The organism is Mucilaginibacter sp. OK268 (assembly GCF_900103125.1).
Classification (GTDB): domain Bacteria; phylum Bacteroidota; class Bacteroidia; order Sphingobacteriales; family Sphingobacteriaceae; genus Mucilaginibacter.
In genome coordinates this window covers 342,524-363,186 of the sequence record NZ_FNJV01000001.1, presented here as the reverse complement: position 1 = coordinate 363,186, position 20,663 = coordinate 342,524, and the positions used below count along the sequence as shown (strand labels likewise).

General features: G+C 42.8%; 17 protein-coding genes. 11 read left to right on the top strand and 6 right to left on the bottom strand.

Annotated elements, in window-relative coordinates:
* Positions 1–14 precede the first annotated feature (14 nt).
* From BLR84_RS01585 to BLR84_RS01570, 4 genes are all read left to right on the top strand, one after another.
* Positions 15–893, top strand: a complete 879-nt coding sequence (locus BLR84_RS01585; protein ID WP_090463391.1) for a helix-turn-helix domain-containing protein — start codon at positions 15–17, stop codon at positions 891–893.
* Positions 894–977: 84 nt separating this feature from the next.
* The gene (locus BLR84_RS01580) at positions 978–2,186 is read left to right on the top strand and encodes an MFS transporter (protein WP_090463388.1); all 1,209 of its coding nucleotides are present in this window, start codon (positions 978–980) and stop codon (positions 2,184–2,186) included.
* Between the two features lie 25 nt (positions 2,187–2,211).
* The gene (locus BLR84_RS01575) at positions 2,212–3,273 is read left to right on the top strand and encodes an alpha/beta hydrolase (protein ID WP_218128192.1); all 1,062 of its coding nucleotides are present in this window, start codon (positions 2,212–2,214) and stop codon (positions 3,271–3,273) included.
* Positions 3,274–3,343: 70 nt separating this feature from the next.
* On the top strand, positions 3,344–3,889 hold the full coding sequence (locus tag BLR84_RS01570; protein ID WP_090463385.1) for a YbhB/YbcL family Raf kinase inhibitor-like protein: 546 nt from the start codon (positions 3,344–3,346) through the stop codon (positions 3,887–3,889).
* Positions 3,890–4,080: 191 nt separating this feature from the next.
* Here the strand turns inward: BLR84_RS01570 and BLR84_RS29595 are convergent, their stop codons facing one another.
* Entirely contained in the window at positions 4,081–4,554 is a 474-nt protein-coding gene (locus tag BLR84_RS29595) for a hypothetical protein (RefSeq protein ID WP_143013798.1), read from the bottom strand.
* A gap of 11 nt (positions 4,555–4,565) precedes the next feature.
* On the opposite strand from BLR84_RS29595, the gene BLR84_RS01565 reads away from it, so the two are divergent.
* Positions 4,566–6,053, top strand: a complete 1,488-nt coding sequence (locus BLR84_RS01565; RefSeq protein WP_090463382.1) for a serine hydrolase domain-containing protein — start codon at positions 4,566–4,568, stop codon at positions 6,051–6,053.
* Positions 6,054–6,349: 296 nt separating this feature from the next.
* Here BLR84_RS01565 and BLR84_RS01560 read toward each other — a convergent pair whose 3' ends face one another.
* The 5 genes from BLR84_RS01560 to BLR84_RS01540 form a co-directional block, all read right to left on the bottom strand.
* On the bottom strand, positions 6,350–7,717 hold the full coding sequence (locus tag BLR84_RS01560) for a S41 family peptidase (protein ID WP_176851914.1): 1,368 nt from the start codon (positions 7,715–7,717) through the stop codon (positions 6,350–6,352).
* 26 nt (positions 7,718–7,743) lie between these two features.
* A complete protein-coding gene (locus BLR84_RS01555) occupies positions 7,744–10,248 on the bottom strand; it encodes a M1 family aminopeptidase (RefSeq protein WP_176851913.1) in 2,505 nt (834 codons plus the stop codon).
* Positions 10,249–10,340: 92 nt separating this feature from the next.
* Positions 10,341–10,775, bottom strand: a complete 435-nt coding sequence (locus tag BLR84_RS01550; protein ID WP_090463372.1) for a hypothetical protein — start codon at positions 10,773–10,775, stop codon at positions 10,341–10,343.
* Positions 10,776–10,834: 59 nt separating this feature from the next.
* Positions 10,835–11,278: a hypothetical protein gene (locus BLR84_RS01545; RefSeq protein ID WP_090463370.1), complete on the bottom strand. Its 444-nt coding sequence runs from the start codon at positions 11,276–11,278 to the stop codon at positions 10,835–10,837.
* Positions 11,275–11,886 (bottom strand): RNA polymerase sigma factor, encoded by a 612-nt coding sequence (locus BLR84_RS01540; RefSeq protein ID WP_090463367.1) that lies wholly within the window; start codon positions 11,884–11,886, stop codon positions 11,275–11,277. Before BLR84_RS01540 ends, BLR84_RS01545 begins: the two co-directional genes overlap by 4 nt.
* A 680-nt stretch (positions 11,887–12,566) precedes the next feature.
* On the opposite strand from BLR84_RS01540, the gene BLR84_RS01535 reads away from it, so the two are divergent.
* From BLR84_RS01535 to BLR84_RS01510, 6 genes are all read left to right on the top strand, one after another.
* The gene (locus tag BLR84_RS01535; RefSeq protein ID WP_090463363.1) at positions 12,567–13,787 is read left to right on the top strand and encodes a site-specific integrase; all 1,221 of its coding nucleotides are present in this window, start codon (positions 12,567–12,569) and stop codon (positions 13,785–13,787) included.
* A 75-nt stretch (positions 13,788–13,862) separates the two neighbouring features.
* Positions 13,863–14,258, top strand: a complete 396-nt coding sequence (locus BLR84_RS01530; RefSeq protein ID WP_090463359.1) for an ORF6N domain-containing protein — start codon at positions 13,863–13,865, stop codon at positions 14,256–14,258.
* Positions 14,259–14,396: 138 nt separating this feature from the next.
* On the top strand, positions 14,397–17,027 hold the full coding sequence (locus BLR84_RS01525) for a hypothetical protein (protein WP_090463355.1): 2,631 nt from the start codon (positions 14,397–14,399) through the stop codon (positions 17,025–17,027).
* Between the two features lie 209 nt (positions 17,028–17,236).
* On the top strand, positions 17,237–18,079 hold the full coding sequence (locus tag BLR84_RS01520; RefSeq protein WP_090463352.1) for a HamA C-terminal domain-containing protein: 843 nt from the start codon (positions 17,237–17,239) through the stop codon (positions 18,077–18,079).
* Complete coding sequence (locus tag BLR84_RS01515; protein WP_090463349.1) at positions 18,076–18,864, top strand: DEAD/DEAH box helicase; 789 nt, start codon at positions 18,076–18,078, stop codon at positions 18,862–18,864. Before BLR84_RS01520 ends, BLR84_RS01515 begins: the two co-directional genes overlap by 4 nt.
* A 116-nt stretch (positions 18,865–18,980) precedes the next feature.
* The gene (locus BLR84_RS01510) at positions 18,981–20,270 is read left to right on the top strand and encodes a helicase-related protein (protein ID WP_176851912.1); all 1,290 of its coding nucleotides are present in this window, start codon (positions 18,981–18,983) and stop codon (positions 20,268–20,270) included.
* Positions 20,271–20,663: the final 393 nt, after the last annotated feature.

Sequence of the window (20,663 nt, the reverse complement as noted above, 5' to 3'; positions counted from 1 at the left end):
TTATAATTTTGTGCATGAAAGATCAAACGCCTCGCGCAGTTTCGGAATTTAACAAGGAACTTAAACTAAAAGGCTTTAATATATTCAAAATTGAGGAAGACAGTAACGCCACACGCATTTACAGCCGGAAAGACTTTTATAAAATTTGCTTAACGACCGGCAAAAGTATTATTCATTATGCTGACAGAAGCTTTGAAGCCAATGACACGGTGTTGTTTTTTGGCAATCCCCATATTCCTTATTCCTGGGAGACGCTTTCAACCACTTATGTCGGTTATACATGTCTTTTTTCTGAAGATTTTTTAAAGCTTTCTGAGCGCTCCGAAAGCTTACAACAATCTCCGTTTTTTAAGATTGGTGGTACGCCGGTCTTAAAAATTAATCATCAGCAGCGGGATTTTTTAAATACCATCTTTCTGAAAATGATTGAAGAACAACGCACAGATTATGTTTACAAAGATGACCTGATCCGTAATTATATCAATCTTATCATACATGAGGCACTTAAATTACAGCCTTCAGAGAACTTTGATCAGCATAAAAATGCGGCGTCCCGCATCACATCGGTTTTTCTTGAATTGCTTGAACGTCAGTTTCCGATAGAAACGGCTGACCGTCCCCTGCAATTGAAGACCGCACAGGATTATGCCAGGAACCTAAATGTCCATGTCAACTATCTCAACCGGTCAGTTAATGAAATTACCGGGAAGTCAACGACAGCGCACATATCCGAACGGGTACTTCATGAGGCCAAGGCCATGCTGCAGCATACCGATTGGAACATTTCTGACATCGCCTATGCCCTCGGCTTTGATTATCCTTCTTACTTCAACAACTTCTTTAAAAAATTAGCAGGCACGAATCCCCGCAATTTCAGGGCGTCCGAGATTTGAAATTCTTAAGTATTGGTTTGAAATCTTTTAACTTGGGCGGCAGCACCTGCAGTACTTTTGCATCTGAAAAACAAATCAGATGCTATGAACATCGCAGGAAAGGAAAGTCCGGAATTAAAATTTGATACGTCTGTTGCAGATCTCCAACCATCCTGGAATGCAGTGTACGCTATTTCTCTGGGTGTAGCTTGTCTGATCATTTCGGAGTTCTTGCCAGTCAGTTTGCTGACCCCAATGGCTAAAAGCCTAAATATAAGCGAGGGAACAGCCGGTCAGGCAATATCGGTAACGGCAATAGTTGCCATGGCCTCAAGCCTGTTTACGGGCGTGTTAACTAAAAAAACGGACAGGCGATGGGTACTGTTAGCATTTTGCGTGTTGCAGGTCTTATCCAACCTCCTGGTAGCGCTCTCACCGAATTTTACATTTTTGCTGGCTGGCCGAATTTTATTAGGCATCGGGCTCGGCGGATTCTGGGGTATGGCCGCAGCGACAGCTATGCGCCTGGTACCACCTAAATTGGTTCCCGGAGCACTCTCCATCATATTTGGGGCAGTATCTGTTGCCACAGTAGCGGCGGCACCATTGGGAAGCTATTTGGGAACGCTGCTCGGTTGGCGAAACGTTTTTTTCATTGTATCAGGACTAAGTGTAGGTGCGCTGGTCTGGCAGGCGGCAACGCTGCCTTCGATGCCAACACAAAACCCGCCCGGTTTAGGTTCCGTGTTAAAACTGCTGAAGCGCCCCGCTGTCAAAGGAGGTATGCTGGGGACGTTCTTCATGTTCATCGGCTATGCATCGTTATTTACTTATCTCCGTCCGTTCCTGGAGAAAGTTACTGGGGTTGCTAATGACCAGCTTTCCGTTTTGCTCCTAGGGTTCGGTGTCGCGAATCTTATTGGAACAGTACTATCGAAATACCTTTTTGAGTGGAGCTTACAACGCTCTCTGATCCTTATGCCATTTTTAATGTGCGGCGTAGCTGTTCTTCTGCCAATATTCGGGAACATCATCCCGGTCGCTTTTTTATTGACTGCATTTTGGGGAATGTTTTTGGGAGTAATCCAGGTAGGCTGGACGGCGTGGCTGACACGTGCGGTACCGGATGAAACTGAAAGCGGCGGCGGCTTGCAAATCGCGATTATTCAACTTGCTATAACCACGGGTGCGGCATCAGGCGGAATCATGATGGATCACACCGGCGTTAAAGGCGTTTTCCTTGCCAGCGCTGTTTTTACGTTCGTCGCTGCCCTGGCCGCTATGCTGGCCTTTAAGAAAAGAGAAAACAAATAATATAAATAATTAAACACATAGACCAATGAAATACTTAGCAGGAATAGTGCTGTTCTCAATGATGATGACAGGACATATACAGGCACAAACACAAAAAAACAAATTGAAAATGGAACAGATCTCAGCAACAGGCTTTACTACCTTTAAGGTAAGCGATAAGGTAAATTTATACCGGGTTTCTTTTTTAAACCAGTATCAGATGGAGGTTATAGGCCACTTTTTTATTCCTAAAAATCTCGATCAGAAGCAAAAGCAACCCGCTATCATCGTAGGTCATCCAATGGGCGCTGTTAAAGAACAGGGTGCGGATGTGTACGCCTCTACACTGGCAGACCGTGGATTTATTACACTGGCCATAGATCTGTCCTTTTGGGGAGAAAGTGAGGGTAAACCGATTAATGCGGTCTTGCCGGATGTGTATGCCGAGGACTTCAGTGCTGCGGTCGACTTTTTGGGTACACGTTCATTTATTGACAAAGAGCGCATCGGCATTATCGGAATTTGCGGTAGCGGAAGTTTTGTGGTGAGTGCGGCTAAAATCGATCCGAGGCTGAAAGCAATTGCAACCGTGAGTATGTATGATATGGGTGCTGTTACCCGCAATGGGTTGAACAAGTCGCAAACACTTGAACAGCGCAGGCAATTCCTGGCTGCGGCTGCAGAGCACCGTTATGCTGATTTCTTGGGCGGGAAACCCAATTATATGAATTATCTGCCGGAAAAATTACCTGCGGACGCTGATACAATACGCAAGGAGTTCTTTGACTTTTACAGAACAAAGCGTGGTATTCATATCCCCAAGGGACATACCCTGATGGAAACAGAGAACCGGACCAATTCTGCGGAAGTAAAATTTATGAATTTTTATCCTTTTGATGATATTGAAACCATTTCGCCGCGCCCAATGCTTTTTATTACCGGTTCAAATGCCCATTCAAGGGAATTTAGTTTTGATGCATATAAAAGGGCTGCGGAGCCGAAGGAATTGGTTGTAATTCCAAATGCCGGACACGTTGACCTTTACGACCGGACAGATTTGATTCCTTTTGATAAGCTGGAAGCTTTCTTTAAAACCAATTTAAAATAAAACACCTGAAGACAGTCGGTGCCCTGCGATTAAGAAGCCGGATCGTATTAACAATTTTGAAACAAATAAAATGAAAAGAACAAGTTTAATCATCTGTTTCCTGCTAATCACAGCTACAGGTTTTGCCCAGAAGACATTTACGCTTTATAGTAAAGACCTGCAGGGGCAGGCTACCATGAAAGAAAGACTGAATGGAGCCGGCTGTACCGGTCAAAATCAATCTCCGCAGCTTTCATGGACAAACGCTCCGGCAGGTACTAAAAGCTTTGCTATTACGATGTACGATAGTGATGCGCCGACCGGAAGTGGTTGGTGGCATTGGATTATGTTCGATATTCCCGCTAACGTTAATGAGCTTGTTACAAATGCCGGAAAGATTTCGGCAAACCTGGCTCCAAAAGGTGCAATACAATCTCTCACCGACTTTGGTGTTGGCGGGTATGGTGGGCCTTGCCCGCCTGCTAATACAGGCATACACCAATATATTATAACGGTGTATGCACTTAAAACCGATAAACTGGGATTAAATGCAAGCACCCTTCCTCCTGGCGTCGGATTTACGATTTATAAAAATACCCTGGCGAAGGCAAGTTTGGTATTTTACGATCAATATTAAATGGGTAAGACTAAAAATTAGCATGGCAACTGTATTTGGCATTTAAACAGGATAGCAAGTATCTAAAGCATAACTACAGGGAGGGCACATGATGTGCCCTCCGGCTCTTTGACCAGTATTTCCCGCCAGGACCAGGGTTTAGCATCGGGCGGATAGCAATGCAATGTCCTCATTAAATTTCTTCCAGAAAATCAACTACTATAAAAAATCAAATAATTACCTGTAAAACAGTAAATTAAAATAAAAAAATCGTTAATATATTTGCCCACTGCCCGTAAGGAGAATGGGCTTGAACCAAAATGTGCCCCTATTTCACTTAAACGCAGGTTTAAAAATGGGATAAAATTAAAAATGGCTTTTACGATATCGTAAAAGCCATTTCGCTCCCCAGACTGGACATAACTCGAACCATTTGATTGAACAACTGATGATTTTGAACGGATTACAGATTGCTTAGGACAGTAGTCAATTCCGGTGTGACCTACGAAGATTCTTTGCGAAAGTTGAGCGGCTTTTTGTTTTCTTATAATTCGGTGAAAACATCGAGATCTAGCTGAACATAGATTATTTTCGTGATTTTTGTTCATAAAAACCCATTCACTATTCCAAAATAAAATCTTATTTCGTGGTGTAACATAGGGCAAAATCGGATATCTTACAAGCATACTTTATATTTATGAACTTTACAAATACTATCAAAATCCTTTTAGTTGCAGCTTTTCTCACACCAATTTCTTCGCAAGCACAAAACCTTACATCCGACAGCATTGATGTGTTTATTAAACAAAAGATGCATCAGAAACATATCCCTGCATTGCAACTTGCTATAATACACAATAACAAGATCATTAAAACAACAACATATGGTACAGCTAATCTTGAATATAATATTGCTGCTACCGATAAAAGTATCTTTTCTATAAACTCTATCACAAAAGCCTTCACAGGTGTGGCTATTATGCAATTGGCCGAGGAAGGAAAACTCAAAATCACAGACCCTATATCCATGTACCTGGATAGCTTGCCTGTTGCATGGCAAAAAATTACTTTACAACAGGTGTTGACGCATACTTCCGGATTGCCCGATATACTTGACGAAGATGAAATGGTACTTGGACATGGAATAGAAAAACTTGCATTGAAACAGGTAAAAGCCTTGCCAATGGAATTTAATAGAGGTGAAAAATTCAGTTATAACCAAACAGGTTATGTATTGCTTGGCCAAATCATCAATAAATTAAGCGGCATGCATTTCACTCAATTCATTGAAGAAAGACAATTCAAAGTGGCTGGCATGCCTTTAACCCGGTTCGGAGACTCTTATGACGTCATTCCAAATACTGCAGGTGCTTATAGGATGACCAAAATGGTTGATGGTCAATTTACGATGAACAAAACGCCTGGTACAGCATATATCCAATTTCCTTTGTTTTTTAGAACCGCAGCTGGTATATTGTCTACAGCTGGGGATATGGCTACTTGGATTATTGCATTAAAAGAGGGTAAGCTATTGAAGGACAAAGCAAGTATTGAAACCCTGTGGAAACCGGCGATCCTGAATAATGGAAAAATAGGCGGATTTAACGGACTAACCAATGGTTATGCTTTGGGATGGCCAACAGTTACCAGGGATGAGCATCCTGCTGTAGGCCCGGTAGGCGGCGGCAGGTCTGCACTGTTTGTTTACCTAAAAGATGATCTTTCCATTGTTGTATTGACCAATCTAATGGGTGGTAACCCTGATCAGTTCATCGACGAAATCGCCGGGTACTATATCCCCGATATGCATGAGGCAAATGGTTTTGGCTTAGCTCCGAACCTTAAAAAATTAAGAGCCCAATTATTAACAAAAGGTTTTGATAAGGCTGTTTCTGTTGCTTCTTATTTAAAAAAACGAGATACTTCTTTCCGGTTGGAAGAAAATTCACTTAACACCTGGGGATACCAGTTGTTGAATCAAAAGAAAACTTCCGAAGCACTTAATATCTTTAAATTGAATACGATCCTCTATCCGGGCAGTGCTAATGCCTATGATAGCTATGCAGAAGTATTGGAGATAGCCGGTAATAAACCCGAGGCACTCACCAATTATAAAAAATCAATCCAGCTAAATCCAAATAATAAAAATGCTGCAGAACAAATAAGGAAACTTACTTCAAATTAGATTTTCATCCCCAGACTGGACATAATTCGAACCATTTGGTGGAGCAACTGGTGTTATTGAACAAACTACAAGTTGCATAAAAAGGGCTCCATTTCTCTATTGACCACCTATAGCCTATATCATAAGCATGAAAAAAGCCTGCTTTTTCTTTAATTAATTGGGTTAGGTTGCAGAGATGATTTTCGTATAGACGATTAAAATGGCACTCCTAATTGAGCTTTATAAGTTGAGAATTGCTTTTTCTTTTATGTAAATAGCCGAAATGGGATATAAGTCTTTTTGTTTAAGGTAAATTCTTATTGCTGTGCTATTTCTATCGCGAAATTCATTTGGACATCCTGGTGTTGAATAATATCATTCATAGACTGTACGATCAAATAATCAGGAATAGTTCCCCTGTCTTTATGTTTGGTTTTTTTTACTGCCATGACATATTTAAATACGGGGATATTTACCTTGATTTGGGTGTTCGGCAGGAAGAATGTTATTTTATTTCCCGAGGTATTTCCGTAATAGCCGCCCCCGGTTTCCTCACCGACAAAAACACCCCGATTATTTGATCTGGCAATGGATGAAAATTCAGCTGCGCCGGAAAAGCTTTTACCACTGGTAAGGAAAACGACCTTTCCCTTATAATTACCCTTATGCGGTTGTTGTAATTCCACCAGGTCGGGATGGTCCTTTATGGCTTTCGTAGTTGAACTCAGGGAGGCATAATAGGCAAACGGGTGATCCGTCAGGTAACTGTAAAGCAAAGCCCCGTTGCTGTCGTCACCGCCGCCATTTTCCCGCAGGTCAATGATCAGGCTGCCAATCTTTTTATTCTCCAGCTCCTTAAATGATGCGGCTAAAAAGTCAGCGAGGTTTTCTTTGGTCTGAACCAGGTATTCATTAGCAAAGGTCCGGATGGTCATCACAGCAACATTACCTGGCTGATAAGCCAACTCCAGGTAACGATTGGGTATAACCCTCCCAGGAGGAGGGCATTCCATGTTTTTAAAATAATCCGCTGCAATGGTTTTTACCGCCGTGGCACCTCCGACTGTTTTATATTTTATTTCAAAATTTTCCTTAATTCCATAAACCACGTTATACAAATAGGCAAAGGGATCATGGCCGTCATTGACCTTGACATATTTTTCTGTCTGGATACGGCCATCGGATGATAAGTGTTCAAATAGCCGCTTCCTGATTGTGCCAATGCTTCGATGATCAATAGATATGATCTCTGTCCCTGCCGGTAACTCCCTGGTATTGCAGGGCACATAGGCGTTGTTGCCAATGAACCTGGGCTGGATCGGGAACAGCTTGACCTGAGTTATGAACTGGTTGATAAAGTCCTTTGGCAGAAAGCATTCGGTATGTCCGTCCTCTATCCCGCTGATCAGCTGGCTGATGATCGCGAAATAAGCCACTTCGTTCATCGGATGGTCCAGCTCTTTGAAATAGCGGTCAAACAGCCTGTCCATTTCCGCTTTGCTTTTATAGCGGTATAGCCCGGCATGTATTTTTTGCAGTGTGTCGCGCAACGCGGTGAAATCCTGTTGCAGCAATTCGGGCGCAATCTGTTTTGAAATATCATTTACAGATTGCGCAAAAGCAGTTCTAAAAAGGATAAATAATAGAAAAAGTATTAGTATTATTGGTTTTGACAGGAGTTTCATCGCATTCGTATTTAATGTAAATATCATTATTTGGCATCATTGATTTGCTGAATGGCATCCGCGGATGCTTTAGCACCGGCAGCATCGTTGAGCCGGGTACGCTGGTCTTTGATGCTGTCCAGCATCTTGATCATGAAAGGGGCCACGCCATCGCCCTTGTACCGGATAGCCACTTGTTTGAGTTCCTCAATACCTTGTAAAACGGCTTCCGGCCTGGTTAGGTGGCCTATCATCCCCGAAAATGCTTTAGACACGTGGATCTGGTTCTGTATTTCGGCTTCATGATAACGCTGGTAAACAAAGGGCCATTGAGCATCCCCGCCCTGATCCGCATACACGCTGATGATCGCCTGGCTCAGTTGCCCCTCGTTGTCGTTTTCAAATTGTTTGGCTAAACTCAAGCCCAATGCCGGATCTATGCGGATGATCCCGTTAAGAGCGGCTCCGGATACCGAATATGATGGACTGTTGAGCCTTTGCCTGAACAGGTTCAGGTAGGCCGGGTCCTTCAATACTGAGAGCGTATTGATCGCATCTGCCTGCACTAAATTGTTCGGGTCTGTCCGGGTAATATTTACCAGCAAAGGCAAAGCGGCATCCCGCAGCGTGGCGTTCATATTACGGATATCTTCCTTGTTTTGATTAAGTGCCCAGATCGCTTTGCGGCGCAAGCCTGAGAAAGGGTCTTTTAAAGCAGCTATCAGCACGCGCTGCGCCTCCGGGCCATCTGCGTTCTTTTCTGCAAGGTTCATGGCTTCATAGCGGTCCAGGTAAAGCGGCGCATGGAAATATTGGTAGACCAACTCTGCCAGGGTCTTATGATCGGTCTTCTCTGCAACCAGCATTTTATCCGCATCAACATTAACCAGGTCGGGTTTTGAGGACGTTTTAAACACTAAGGTATCTGAATGACTGCGGAGCCAGATCTTATGTCGTTCTTTTACGCCATTAACATACACATCCACTGCGATGGGTAAAGTAAAAGCGGTCCCATCCTGGGTTTGCTGCACGAAAACCTTTTGCGTTTTTGCCGCCTCGTCCCATTGGTAGCGGATATCCAGTACCGGATGGCCCGCGCCATAATACCATTGGTTAAAGAACCAGTTCAGGTCGAGGCCGCTGGCTTCTTCCAGCGCCATTCTCAATTGTGGTACTTCGGCGTTTTTAAAGGCGTAGGTGGCCAGGTAAAGGTGCAGGCCCTTATAAAATGCCGCATCGCCCAGGTAGTTGCGCAGCATATTTAAAATGCGCCCGCCTTTAGAATACGTAATGCCAAATGGGTCTTTGGGATTTGTATAATAAAAAGTGACCAGATTTTTGGTACGGGCATCCTGCCGGTCCACGTAGTTCTGCAACCCGTTTTGGAGATGTGCATCCGCTGCATCCTTGCCGTATTTGTGCTCCAGCCAGATCAGTTCCCCAAAATCAGCAAAGGATTCATTGAGGGTAATATTGCTCCAGCTTTCACAGGTCACATAGTCGCCAAACCACTGGTGGAACAGCTCATGTTCCATGCCCGAATTGTAATAACTATCGGCCAGTTCTCTTCTGGTAGAAACGTTACCGAATATAGCTGCAGTGGTGTTTTCCATCGCCCCGCCTACATAATCACGGACGGACACCTCTGCATATTTGTTCCAGGGAAAGTCCACCCCTAAAGTTTTGGCGAAAAAATCAATGGCTTCTGGTATAACTCCGAAATTATCTTTCGCGTAGGGGGCGTATTTCGGCTCCAGGTAGTAGCTAACTTCCTTTCCGTGCCAGCTATCCTTAATGATCTTAAAATCACCTACTGCCATCATGAAAAGGTAGGGTGAATGGGGCAGCTCCATCTTCCAGGTATCGGTACGGGTACCGTCAGCGTTATTCTTCTGCGATGCCAGGCGGCCGTTGGATAAGGTCACATATTTGCCGGGAACGGTCATGCTGATCTCTTGGGTGGTTTTTTGATTCGGCTTGTCGATCGTTGGGAACCAGCAAGAATTGTTTTCCGGTTCGCCCAGTGTCCAGACTTGCGTTGGCTTATCCTTTTCGGTACCGTCCGGGTTAACAAAATACAAGCCGTGTTCGTTATTTCGCCTTCCCTTCAATTCTTCGGGCTTCGCCGTATAAGCGATATACAGCGTGTAATTTTCGAATGGATCGTAAACCTTATCCAGTTTGATATTTAAGCTCAGACTGTCATAAGAAAAATGCAAGGGTATATTTTTACCATTTTTCAGGATCGCCAGCGTATGAATATCCATCCCTTTGGCATCCAGACGAAGGGTGTCGGTCGGATAAAAATGAGGATGCAGGGTAAGCCATTCCCTGCCGTATAAATAGCGCTTTTTATAGTCAAAACGCACGTTGAGTTTGGTATGCACCAGGTCATTGACTTTGGCAGCGGTTTCCCTGTAACCTTTTACCGGGAAGGCAGATTTGAGGTCCTGGGCCGAAACCCGGGAAAACAACCCGGTAAGGAGGATCAGGTAGCATACAGAAAGCAGTATGCAAATGGGTTTGATGGTATATCGTTTAATTGGTTTCATATACATTTAAGGTTAATTAAGGCAGTATTTTTCCAGGCCCGTTTTCAGGGCAGTATTTTTCAAAAAGATTGTTTCAATATTTTACGAACTACTTATGGTTTTTCCCGGCGGTTGATATAAAAATAATAGCCCAGGAAACTGGCTGCAAGGCTGAAGGACATGATCGCCAGGGAATGGATGCCTAAGGGCTGGTAATAATCTACAAAGGAGAGACCCGTACCTAAGCCCATTAACAGGGCAAACCACTTAATGGTTACATTTTTATTGTCGCTGGTAATAGGTTGTAAAAGCTGCGATACTACATGGTCCGGCGCGCCTTTTTCGATCAGCTTGCTTTTAAGCCGAAAGTCCAGCAGCCATCTGATAAAGGTGAGTATCATTACGCCAAATACTACAATGGTCAGAATGGTGCTGGACAGGTGAAGCGCATCATATTTGAAGGTATCTTCAGCAGCGTTTGAATTTTGGGCGGCGGCGGTGGTCCATGTTCCTGCCAGAGTGCCTATGGTGATGATGAGTTTTTTCATGTTGTTTTCTAATGCTGTTTATAGGGTATTAGAGCGGCAGCTACTTTTAAAGTTGCAGTTTATTTATAATTTAAGATATTTAGCTGTTTCTGGTACTTTCGGAATATTTCGATGCCCTGGAAAACGAGTATAAACAGGATGATCAGAACAACCAGGTACATAGCCTCCGGCAAAATACCCTTGAACATTTTAAAAAAGTACAGCCGGTAGACATAAACCGGGATGCCGATCGAAGCCAGTGCGGCAAAAATGAGCAGATAAAACCAGCGCTCATCCCCGGCAACGGTGGTTTCAGGCTGGGGCAGCTGCGCCAGTACAAGGCTTGCCACATCAAAGTCAAAAGCCGGCTGGGGCAACTCGTCCATTTCTGAGAAGATCAGCCGGTAATTGGCCGCTTTTGCTTCACAGGATACGCAGGAGCCGATATGTTCTATCGTATTTAAATTTCCCTTCCCCAGCGCGTATTGCTGAATTTCTTCCTCGCTCAAATGAACCTTATTCATAAGTCCTCCTTTTTGTAATTGGCCAATATATTTTCTTTTAATGTTTTCCGCGCACGGAACAGGTAGCTTTTTATTGTACCTTCGGGTAAGCCCGTGATCTGCACCATTTCCTCGTTGCTCAGTTCTTCCCGGTATAGGCTAAGTAACGTGCGATAAACCGGCGGGAGCTTATCGATCTCTTTCTCCAGAATATTGTTTAATTCCTTTTTGTTCAGCCTTGTTTCGATTTCATTTTCGAAAATGCTTAAATTGCGGCTGCTGAGCCCTTCCAAAGTCAGATTATCTGATTCTTCACGGTTACCGATTTGGTCCAATAGCAGCAGCTTTTTTTTCTCCAGATAATGCAAACAGGTATGGTAAGCGATCTGCCCGATCCAGGTGGATAGTTTGGACTTAAACCGGAAGCCGGGCAGCCCATGAAATGCTTTGAGGTAAATATCCTGTACCAGGTCCTTGCGGTCATCCCTGTTAGTGATCATTTTAAAAACAATCATCGCCACCAGCCCTTCGGTATTTTTGATGATCTTACCGAAAGCATAGCGGTTACCGGCCAATACCAGCTCAACCAGTTGTTTATCTGCCGCATGATTTTCCAAATGATGTTCCACTTTGATTAATTAGACCTGTACCCGATGATAAAGTTGCAATTAAAGTGACTGAATTCATTTAAATAGTAGTTCAGTTTAATAATGATGTGCTGTAAATTTAAATCATAAGGGCTTTGTCTAATTATGCCTTACTGAAGTACAAATTAGCTGTCTACTAAAGCCGCTGCTAATAATTAAGCTACCGGATCTACCCGGGTGCCCCCTTGAAACCACGAAATAAGTAGTTGATCGATTCCTTTTTGCTTTGCCACTCTTCCCATCGGACTATCAAATCTAACATAGCACTAGAGACTAAACCGCATAAATAATTTTTGAATTGTTTCGAAAACGTTCCCCAAACTGGACATAATTCGAACCATTTGGTCGAACAATTGAAGTTATTGAACGAATTAAAAATTTCATAAACGGGATTCGATTCCCCTACGGGCTACTAAAAACAATATCGAAAGATGCTAAAAACCTGCAAATCAAATGATTGCAGGTTTTTTTGTTTATATCAAAACACCATTTTATGCACCCAATTGCAACGAAAAAGACGCAAATTCGGTGCGTACCTAAATGGAAAATTGCTACGCACCGAATTGCTTATAATTAATTGATTATCAAGATGTTCAATCATTAAACATCTTGATAATAGCAGGCTACAAACTTACTTTTGTTTCACTTTTAAGCTTGTAATTATGAAAAGTAATTTCCACCTGCTTTTTTACCTGAGAAAGCAAAAGAACTACAAATGCGGCCCTATGGCCGTCTACATGCGCATTACCGTAAATGGTAAACGCGTAGAAATGTCTGCCGGACGTGAATGTGATCCGGCCAAATGGAACAGCCATGCGGGTCGGGCCATCGGCGCAAAAGAAGAGATCAAATCGCTTAATAATTATCTGGACAGCCTGCTAACCAAAGTTAGAAATGCGCACCAGGTGCTGATTGATGCAAACCAGCGCATCACCACTGAAAGCCTGCAGAACCAATTCACAGGAAAAACAGAAAAGAGCCGCTATCTGATGCAACTGTTTGCTGAACATAATGCTAAAGTAAAGGCATTGATTGGTAATGGGTTTGAAGCGAATACATTAAAAGGATATAATACCTCTGAAAAACACCTTACTGGCTTCCTGCAAAAAAAATATGGCAAAACAGATATAGAGATTAGCCAATTAAACTACGCCTTTATTACAGGATTTGAGTTTTACCTGAAAGCAGATTGTAAAATTACCGGGGTATCTGCCGCCAAATACATTAAGCATCTTAAAAAAATAGCTAATCACTGTATTGCTAATGGCTGGCTAAAGCAAAATCCATTCATCAATTTTAAATCCACTGCTAAGGCAAAAGAACGCACTTTTCTTACACAGCAGGAACTTGATAATATTACGACATCCCCAAAGATTACGATTGAGCGCCTGAAGCAAGTAAGAGATATTTTTGTTTTTTGCTGTTACACCGGTTTGTCTTATGCTGATGTAAAGAAGCTAAAACGCAGCGAGATCGGCATCGGCATGGATGGTGAGCAGTGGATATTTACCAGTCGCCAAAAAACGGACACATCTTCCCGCATACCACTGCTCCCTGTAGCCTTAACGATATTAAACCGTTATCAGGATCATCCCCAATGTGAAAATAAAGGACTGCTATTGCCTGTATTGAGCAATCAAAAAATGAATGCTTACCTTAAAGAAATAGCTGACCTATCGGATGTTCTTAAACATTTGACGTTCCACCTGGCGAGGCACACGTTTGCCACAACAGTTACCCTTTCCAATAGCGTACCGATAGAAACGGTCAGCAAAATGTTAGGGCATACCAATATCAAGACCACCCAGCACTATGCTAAAATCCTTGACTTAAAAGTGAGCCAGGATATGGCAGCTCTTAAACAGAAATATCTAACCGTTTAATAGTTACAGCTCTATAAGGTGGCAAAATAGCACCTTATAGAGCTTATTCTCATCTTATCCTTTCAATCTAAAAAAATGGAAAATCAATTTATTCCTGATGATTTCATCAGGAATAAAATCTATTATATCCGTGGGCATAAAACAATGCTGGCAAGCGATTTGGCGGAATTATACAATATTGAAACGCGTGTTTTAAATCAATCAGTAAATAGAAATCTAAAACGATTCCCGCCTGACTTCATGTTTCAGCTTTCGGAAAATGAATATTCATCTTTGACATCACAAATTGTGATGTCAAAGAAAGGGAGCGGAGGGCGAAGGGTATTACTCGAAATCAAAAAAATTAAATCCAAGGTCAACAGTCAAGATAAAAATATGGAAATAGTATTTCGTTATCTTGATGAACTAATTGACAAAAAGAGTGAACCACTACAACGAAGAAAGACTGGTTTTAAGCCCGATAAGATATGACCATCAAATATCGTGGATAAGAAAGTGAGCACATTAAAAACAGGCTGAGTTTGCTTATCAACCTGTCTGATCCCATTAGCTAGGTCTTCTTTTTTTTGTTGGGCAAATGCTTACTTTTAAAGACCTTATCCTTTTATAATGGAACCTTACAAAGATGACAAGCGTTTAGCGAAACTGGCCGAAGACTGCTTGCAGGACCCGGCCATCTCCAGGGGGATGGCGGAAGGCCAGCTCTCGCTGGGCGACATTCGCCGGGCGCTGCTAGATGCTGCGGACAAGATCTGGGAAACGGCTACAAGCGATCTGCTGGAGCTGGACAAACTAGAGCAGAGGATCGCCCAGTTCGAAACGGCCAATGACAAATATCTATGTGAACCGAAAGTGCGCTATGTGAAAGCCTACCGGCTAAAGCTGATCCCGCTTTTTATGTCTTTAGTAGTAACCTTCGTACTGTTCCCGATTATTGTTTGGCTAACCAGATATTTACCGGGCGGTGAGGATACCTTCCGCTGGGACTATTCTGCTCTTCGGAGCTGGTTTGCAGGTCTGATTTTATTTAGTGTCCTGGTCTTCTTCTACCGTGCTTTCCAATGGATGGTCTACCTAGTCATCAAACAGTGGAACGGACGTTTTTTACAGCGAATGACCGGGCCCGATGGATATAATGACTATTTGTCCTGGCAAACTAAGCATGCCGATCTGACTACGCTGGCGGATGCCAACCTGCGAGATAAGGGAGTCTTGGAAATGATTCGGGCAATGATAAATGAGCGGATTACGCCGTCTTATGCTTTATCGCTCGCCCATATCGAAGGTAAAGGTCTGGCCGAGGTGATCGATGTGAGTCAAACAATCGATTCCCAGGCGAAGCAAAAACTGGATTTCCTGTTTGACAATATGCCCGGAGGCAGTATAGGTATCGCGGGTCCACGCGGAGCGGGCAAGAGCACATTAATCCAGACTTATTGCGGGCCTAACCGGGCGGTTAGCCAGTTAAAGGAAAAAAAGGTACTGGCGACTATGGTGTTGGCGCCGGTAAAGTATGATCCGCGGGAGTTTATTCTGTACCTGTTCTCTGCAGTTTGTCTGAGTGTGCTGAAGGATACGGACCGGATGCCGGCGGACATCTTTGAGGATGAAATGCGGCGCAATCAGGAACAGCCTTTCCGTTCCTCACGACTTTGGATCTGGAGCTACCTGCCGGTTTTGTCTATCCTGACAGGACTACTCTTGCTGATCATGTCAGTAACCTTGTACAGATGGCACCAGGAGCTACATACCACCATCGGAAAACGGCAAGCGGCAATGGCCGACTCCGTGCTTAAATCGAAGGCACAGGTAAAAGGCAAAGCGGACAGTATACAGGTGAAACCTACGGTAGCGAATAATCTTAAAAAGCGGCTTGCGGGTAGTGATACAAATAAAGTTAAAATGAAAGCCGCAGTGGACACTGCATCTGTCGCGCGGCCGGATTCGACCACATCCTTTCTTGGTTTTTATACCTACCAGGTCAGCAAAAGCGATGCTGCGCCCGTCACTCTTTTTAATATAGCATTGCTGTTAATCGGCATGGGATTTATTTTTCTTGTTTTTGGTAAGCGTGACCGCAGCGGAATTATGGTTTTTTTCTCAGTCATCCGGGCGATGCTACGGACTGACCAGGTCAAGCGGAGGCGGGAGGCGCTACGAAATCGTTCCCCGGAACTGCCTGAATCTGCACTCCGCTGGCTCAAAAAGCTGAAATTTCAGCAAAGCTATACAACAGGCTGGTCGGGAAGCCTGAAATTGCCGGTGGCCTTAGAAGGCAGTCTATCGAGGGCTATGACCCTCGCAGAAAAGCAGCTGAGCAACCCGGAGATTATAGCGGCTTTTACGGAGTTCCTTGTACAGTGCACGGCAGACTATCAGGTAATCATCGGGATTGATGAGCTGGATAAAATGGCTTCTGAAGAGGATGCCAAATTATTCCTGAATGAGATCAAATCGGTCTTCGGTATCCCGCGGGTGTTTTACCTGATCTCGGTATCCGAAAATGCGATGAACAGTTTTGAGCGACGGGGTATGCCGTTCCGGGATGTGTTCGACAGTTCTTTTGACAGTATTGTTTACGTGGATTACCTGAACCTGACCGCTACACAATTATTACTTCAGCGCCGTATAGTGGGCAAGCCGATGCCATTCTTTTCGCTGGCTTTCTGCCTCGCGGGCGGTTTACCGCGGGATGTAATCCGTTATTTCCGGAATATCCTGGAACTGGCGGTAAACGACCGTCAGTTGCCGGTAATCGTGCAGAGGCTGGTGACAGATGAAGTGGATGCGAAGATCCGTGCGATGCTACAGGCTTTGCGTCAATTAAGACAGGTGCCGGGCGCGGAAGCGGTGCTGGCAGCCTTATACGGCATGAAGCCCGGCAACTATACAACAACTGAACTGGAAACGGCGGCAGGATTGCTGGGTAAGAAGCTGAAAAATCTGGCAAAAGCAGCAAACGCGGCGGACGCATCCGATGAAGCCCGCGCATTGCTGGCTTTGGCAAATGAAAGCTGGAGCTACCTGGCGTATGCAGCGACACTATTAGCGCTGTTCTCCCTGAATACAGAAGTAAAAATTAAGCAAATGGAAACGGACGGCCACTACCAGGAACTGGGGCGTGTCCGCCAGCTGTTAGCGGTAGATCATGGCCTGGCGCTGGACCTGGTAATAGGTTTGCGGAAAAAGACACGATTGAAAGCCCTTACGGGAAGTCGTGTAGCCGTTAGTGATAGCTAAAAATTAGAAAATTGTCGACAGCGTTTTAATCAACACTTTTTTTGGCTATCGGCTTTATTGAGAACTTATTTTTTATTTGATATTGACGCTGAGTGTAAAAAAGCCGTAGTGTGCTGAAAATATGGACTTTGATGTTTATTATATATATTTATAAAATATTCTAAAAAAGAGTATGCTTAATAAACCTTCTGTCACATATCGTAATACCAATGCTTCGGCCGTTTAAATCTGATTTAGTTCTTGAAGAAAAGATTTCTGACGCTACGCTTAAAGCGTACTATGTCGGTTTTGACCAAAACAAATTCCGTTTTGTGCCCTTAGTAGATGTCATCAGAAATGTCATTCCAGAATTTGCCTTGGGCTATCATTGCGGGGAACAAGTCCCCCTCACCGAAATCATAGAACGCCTTAAAGAGGCCGCGGAGACCGTTTATCTGACAGAAAAATACCAAACCAGAGGCGAATTTGGTGAACTGATCTTACACTTGCTGCTACGAGATTTTCATAATACCGTACCTTTAATATCTAAAATCTATTTTAAAGATTCTCACAATGTACCTGCGCATGGTTTTGACGGTGTTCAAATCAGCATCAATGGTGATGAAAAAAAGTTATGGCTGGGCGAATCTAAATTATATAAATCCGGGAGCGGTGGTATCAGAGATTTGGCTGGTGATATTACCAAACACGTAAACGGGGACTATTTACGTCGTGAGTTTAGTTTAATCTCAAAAAAGCTGCCTAATAACATTCCCGATATTGAGCATTGGCGGGCTTTGATGGATAAACACCAACGGCTTGATGTCATATTTTCCAGTATCGTTATACCAATGGTATGCACTTACAACAGCAGCGTATTTGATGGTCACAATGACAATACGCCGCAATGTATTTCTGATTTTATTACTGAGTGGAATCAGCTCAATAATGAATTTGTCAGGTTGAAAGGCTCCGTTAATGTTGAGATTGTTTTAATGCTTTTACCGGTACCTGACAAGGATGCGCTAAACACAGAATTGGACGCAAGGCTAAAATTAATGCAAAAGATATGACCTTTCAAACCACTCCTGAAGCCATTAAATTCATATCTGAATCGCAGTTTATTGATTACGACGATAGCTTCAGTCTTTCAAAATATTGCTCCCAATTATTAAGAAGCAAGGAACACGAAAGAGACGGCCGTGATATTGTCATCCGTGTACGGGATGCCTGGTCCAGGCTGCAGGAGAATACCAAACCCATTTGGAATGACCTGACGGAAGCGGCAGGTCTTTATCCTTATTTAGATACACAAAATTTGTCTACAAGTGCGCTGCTCCGATATGAGTATCATAAATCTCCTTTTATGGATGATATTTTTTTACACGAAGAGCAACAATATTTGTCGGTAGTACTTCAGAGTAAAAAATCGGTTGTGGTAAGTGCACCTACCAGTTTTGGCAAGAGCCTGTTGATTGAGGAAATTGTGGCCAGTCGGCTCTATAAGCAGATTGTGATCATTCAACCAACGCTGGCTCTGTTGGATGAAACGCGTAAAAAATTATTGAAATATCGGGAATTTTATAAGATTATCGTTTCTACCAACCAAAGCCCGGACGAGCAAAAAAACAATATTTTTCTGTTCACGGGCGAGCGGGTTGTTGAATACGAGCATTTTGAAACCGTGGATTTCTTTGTGATCGATGAGTTTTATAAATTAAGTCTGAACAGAGACGATGACAGGGCAATTGCGCTCAATCAGGCATTTAACAGGTTACTTAAATTCACAAACAAGTTTTACTTGCTTGGTCCAATGATCAAAATATTCCTGTTTCTTTTAAGGAGAAGTTTGATCTGACCTGGTTCCCAACGGAGTTTTCAACTGTCGCTGTAGATGAGAAAAGCCTGGAAATTACAGGTAAAGTTAAAGCGACTGAAAAAAAGCAGCAAAAAAAAGCAGGTTTATTCAATTTCTTGTCCGGATTAAATGATCAAACACTGATCTACTGTTCCTCACCTAATAAAGCGACAACCCTAGGAATTGAGTTTATAGCTATTCAGAAAGACAATCAGATTAATTTAGGGATTGATAACCCGGCGGAAACCCAGGACATCCTGGAATGGATCGCGCAAAATATCAATCCGAGGTGGTCTCTTATTGATGCTATTAAATCTCGTGTGGCATTTCACCATGGCGCCCTGCCACGGCACCTGGGAAGTTCCATTGTAGATGCTTTTAACAACGGCTCAATCAGATGGCTTTTCTGTACATCGACTCTAATTGAGGGGGTCAACACTTCAGCAAAAAATGTTGTTCTTTTCGATAAAGAAAAAGGGACAAAGCAGATCGATTTTTTCGACTATAAAAATATAGCGGGGCGTTCTGGGCGGATGAATAAACATTTTATCGGAAATGTAATCCGCTTTGAAAAACAGCCGGACCAAATGGAGTTATTTGTAGATATTCCGTTGTTTGACCAGGAAAATGCGCCGTTGGAGATATTGATTGCATTGGATGATGCAGACGTGGACAAAAATGTAAAACATAAATTGGATGCCTTTAATAATTTGGATGAAGATTTAAAAAAAGTATTAAGGAAAAATTCCAGTATTAATATTGATGGTCAGTTAAACATTATTGCACTGATCGAAGCCAATATCTACCAGTACCAGTATTTGTTAAACTGGACTGCCTATCCAACTTATGATCAAATTTTGGCTGTAATTGATTTGGCTTGGAATAATCTTCTAAAGCCAGGCGAAAACAAAGCTGATATTCGGAGTGCAGCACACTTAGCGGTTTTAACCATAAAATACAGTCAGCTAAAATCTGTTTCAGCATTGATAAACGACATCATCAATGCCCCCTTCTATATTGAACGCTACCCTGATCAGCAAACAAGGATCAACTCAATGGCCTTTTTTATACTGAACATTGTGAGGCATTGGTTTGATTACAAGTTACCAAAATGGATTTCCGTGATTTCCGATTTACAGGAATATGTTTTAAAAAAACATAATATACCTTTTGGAAATTATAGTTTTTTTGCCAGCTCATTAGAGCATACGTTTTTACCACCCAGCCTCGCAGCTTTGATGGAGTATGATATTCCTGTCTCTGCCATTAATAAGCTAAGGCGATTTCTCAACGAAGAGCTAAGTTCAGAAGTTCTTATCAATCAATGCAACAATTTGACGGACGAAGCTTTAAAAAGTCGCGGGCTTATTAATTATGAAATAAAGAAAATAAGGAATGCATTTTAGTGACAGCTGTGATATGCAGATTTAATTTAAAAACTATAACATAGTTTGGTTTTAGATATCCTGGCGAGCTATAGCAAATGAATAAGTCGATATGTGTATTTGATAATGTTCAGTTATCCTTTATTGATCGTATAATGCATAAAGTGGAACTATATTATGTCTAGGTTTTTATATGATTGAAGGTTACACCCATAAATTTGTTTCAAGCCTATCATGGAGGTAGGTAAACCTGGTGTTTGTGTACGTTGATAGGAATACTTTTAAGCTTACCATTTTTTTCTTCCCCTTCACAACTAAAGGCCAGTTCGTTCCATTAGTGTTGTCCAAAAACTGCCTTATTTCAGTAAAATGGTACTTACATTAAATTTGTTCCATTTGTCCATGAAAATCGGC